Origin of the sequence: Megasphaera sp. AF13-6AC (genome assembly GCF_027685385.1) — a bacterium.
Lineage (GTDB): Bacteria > Bacillota > Negativicutes > Veillonellales > Megasphaeraceae > Megasphaera > Megasphaera micronuciformis.
The window spans coordinates 1-3,166 of sequence record NZ_JAQCUN010000138.1 but is presented as its reverse complement, the minus strand read 5'-3'; the positions used below and the strand labels follow the sequence as shown (position 1 = coordinate 3,166).

Below are 3,166 nucleotides of genomic sequence, written 5' to 3'. Positions count from 1 at the left end.
TCGTGCAAGATGCATTGGACACAATCTGCTGTCCCTTATAGGTATCCGTATTGACACCGCAAACAAACATATCAGCCTGGCGTCCGTCTTCACCCTTCTTGGAGGGGGCTGAAAGAACTACATATTCAGCACCTGCCTGCAAATGTTTTTCAGCAGCGTCCATAGTCAAGAAACGTCCTGTAGATTCAACCACATATTCGGCACCCACTTCATTCCATTTTAAGTTGGCAGGATCCGTTTCCGCCGTTACGCGAATTTCCTTACCGTTTACAATGAGTACGTTGCGTTTTGCGTCAGCCTCGACAGTACCTTCAAACTGACCGTGCATCGTATCATATTTTAACATATATGCCATATAATCTACAGGCAACAAATCATTGATGCCTACGATTTCAATATCATTACGATTCTGTGCCGCGCGAAAAACAAAACGACCGATACGGCCGAAACCGTTAATACCGACTTTAATCATAGTTGAAACACTCCTTATTTGAATAGAAACCGTTACACACTAACATTCAATTTCAACTTACGAGTGTATTATGACACGTCGGGACATAATTTACAATGGCATGGACATATTAAGTCCCGATTTATTTTTTCTATAACTCCGGGTTATTCCGGAATCACAGTATTTATGTGTTTTTATCGTCTATAGTCACTAAGACCAGGCCGCCCTTTCGAGAATAGCCCGTATCCCAAAGTTCTTTGAGCGAAAACCAACGAAAGGTGCCGTAACTGACCACCTTGACCATCGTTTCTTGAGCAAATTCTTCATACCCTGCCAACCAGAACCAATGCCAAACGAAGTTCTTTAAATCGGGACTTTTATGGCGCAGGTTCAAATACGGTACGAGCATGCCCATATCAATTTGTGCCGTAACGGCATGCTTAAACAACTCATACGAGCAGTCACCGTGCAGACCGTCAAGATCTACAGAATCTATGCCTCGGTCTTGCAAATATCGACCGTACCCGTCTATCCAGATTTCTACTGTATCTATTCCGGTCGCTCGCGGGCTCAAGTATGGCTTCATAAGTTTAGAAAAGGCCACATACTCCTTTTCAGTAATCGGTTGGTGCACATCAAAAGGGCATAATTCATCAAGACCGTAAAAGCGTGCCAAATAAATACTTACATCACAGGCGACAACAGCTCCGCAACCGCCTTGTTTCATACGAATATCTTTAAAGTGTTCCTGATTGTAGCCGTACTCACGGTCTACTTTAAACAACGGCAATTCTTTCACCCTTGTCCCCCAATCCGACTTCGGCAGTATGTAAAAGCCGGCTGACATACAGCCGGCTTTTACGAAATCTTCATCCGTCTTAAAAAACACGTTCTTTTTCCGTCTTTTGAACCAGAGATTTCACAATCCGTCCGAAATCCTCAGGCGTAGATTCCGTAGCACCGACGGAGTATATAAAAGCACCGCTTCTCCAATAAGCGGCATAAGCACTAGAATCACTTTCAGTCATAAAGACAATCCTGTGGTTGACTACGTCCACCTTCCAAGGTGTACCGTAATAGCCGCTGAGAGTCGGTCCGTCCACAGTGTTTCGCAAAGCGGTCCTGACAAGAATTCGGTTATTGTTCTTTACATTCTTCTCTATATAAGAAAATTGAGCCGTCGATCGGATAGTAGAACTGCGTTTTAAAGCGAACTGTTCATTTTCATCCAATGTCAAGGGCATAAACCCGACCGCTTCGGCTACAGCCGACACGCTCTTATAGTCCTTAATCGGATTAGGCATACCGACTGCACCGACAGCTACTTGTTCGGGTGCACTTGTAAGAAAGACCGCTTCTTCCGCTACCGCCATACTCGTCAATATCATGAACGTCAAAAAAGCCGTCAGTAATTTTATCTTCATGCTCGTTTCCTATTTCAATAAGTCATCAAATACTTTTTTAATATAAAACTTCGTTTCTCCGTATGATTCCCCGGGACGTGCTTCATATACTTTCTTATCACCTACAAAAAAATTGGGCACATATTCATAGACATGGCCTGCCACGATATCGGGATTTTCCGTTTCTTCATACCACGCAAGGGGAATATCTTTATAGGCCGGATTTTCCTCAATTAGTTCTCCTACGGCTCTCTTTGCATTCTCACAATAGGGACATTCGTGTAAATAAAAAGCTGTAATTTTTTCCATGGATATCACTCCCGTTCATTTACTATATCGTACCTTATAAAAAGGTTACTTTATTATACCATACCTTTTAGGTAGAATAAAGAATCATAAAATCCACCGCATCTATCCATTTTTTAAATCTCTAAAAACGGCATGGATATGCCCTTTATTACGGTTTAATTTTTTCGGAAAATACAACTAAATTTAAGGAGATTTTCAGCTATTTTTTACTAGTATTCTAAAAAGAAAAATGCTAAAATGAATTGATTTTTATTAGGGGTTTTTACCCAATTTATAATGGAAGAAGGACTGATAATGAAAACTAACCGTCGTAAAATGTCTTGGGTGCAGCTCACCTTTATTACTGCAGCCAATATGCTGGGAGCCGGCATCATCATGTTACCCTCTCAGCTCGCCGAGGTCGGCACGATCTCGATTTTCTCTTGGATTATTACGTCTCTCGGTTCTCTGGCTCTGGCCATGACCTTTTCCCGATGCGGTATGTTTACTACCAAAGCGGGCGGTATGGGCGGTTATGCCGAGTACGGGTACGGACGAATAGGACATTTTATGACGAATTACGCCTATTCTGTTTCTATAGTTATTGCCAACGTGGCGATTTCCATTTCCGCAGTCGGATACGGAGCCGGCTTTCTGGGCATGGATTTTTCGCCGGTGCAAACTTGTTTATATACTATCGCCTTGCTGTGGATAGCCGCCAGCCTTAACATCAAGGGCAGTCGTTATTCAAGTCGGCTGACAACCTTCACGATTTGGTGTTCCATTCTGCCGATTCTGACTATTTCCGTCATCGGCTGGTATTGGTTCAATCCCACGACATGGATCGAAGCTTGGTGTCCCAATCCCATTAGCTGGAGCGATGCCGTCGGCAATTCCATAGCCTTGACTTTATGGTCCTTCCTCGGTTTGGAATCGGCATCGGTAAATGCGGATGCCGTTGAAAATCCGCGAACTTCCGTTCCTAAGGCAACCTTTCTCAGTACGGCTTTCGTCGCCGTCATCT

General features: G+C 43.4%; 5 protein-coding genes. 1 reads left to right on the top strand and 4 read right to left on the bottom strand.

Translation table 11 applies throughout. From position 1 onward, the window contains the following. The 4 genes from PGX78_RS07140 to PGX78_RS07125 form a co-directional block, all read right to left on the bottom strand. The coding region (locus tag PGX78_RS07140; protein ID WP_270446155.1) for a glyceraldehyde 3-phosphate dehydrogenase NAD-binding domain-containing protein at nucleotides 1-472 on the bottom strand (472 nt) is incomplete at its 3' end. A gap of 163 nt (nucleotides 473-635) precedes the next feature. Further along, entirely contained in the window at nucleotides 636-1,340 is a 705-nt protein-coding gene (locus tag PGX78_RS07135; protein WP_270446154.1) for a hypothetical protein, read from the bottom strand. Further along, nucleotides 1,330-1,875, bottom strand: a complete 546-nt coding sequence (locus PGX78_RS07130; RefSeq protein WP_270446152.1) for a hypothetical protein — start codon at nucleotides 1,873-1,875, stop codon at nucleotides 1,330-1,332. Before PGX78_RS07130 ends, PGX78_RS07135 begins: the two co-directional genes overlap by 11 nt. 9 nt (nucleotides 1,876-1,884) lie before the next feature. Continuing rightward, nucleotides 1,885-2,163 (bottom strand): glutaredoxin, encoded by a 279-nt coding sequence (locus PGX78_RS07125; protein ID WP_270446151.1) that lies wholly within the window; start codon nucleotides 2,161-2,163, stop codon nucleotides 1,885-1,887. 294 nt (nucleotides 2,164-2,457) lie between these two features. Here PGX78_RS07125 and PGX78_RS07120 point away from each other — a divergent pair. Then, the coding region (locus PGX78_RS07120; RefSeq protein WP_270446149.1) for an amino acid permease at nucleotides 2,458-3,166 on the top strand (709 nt) is incomplete at its 3' end.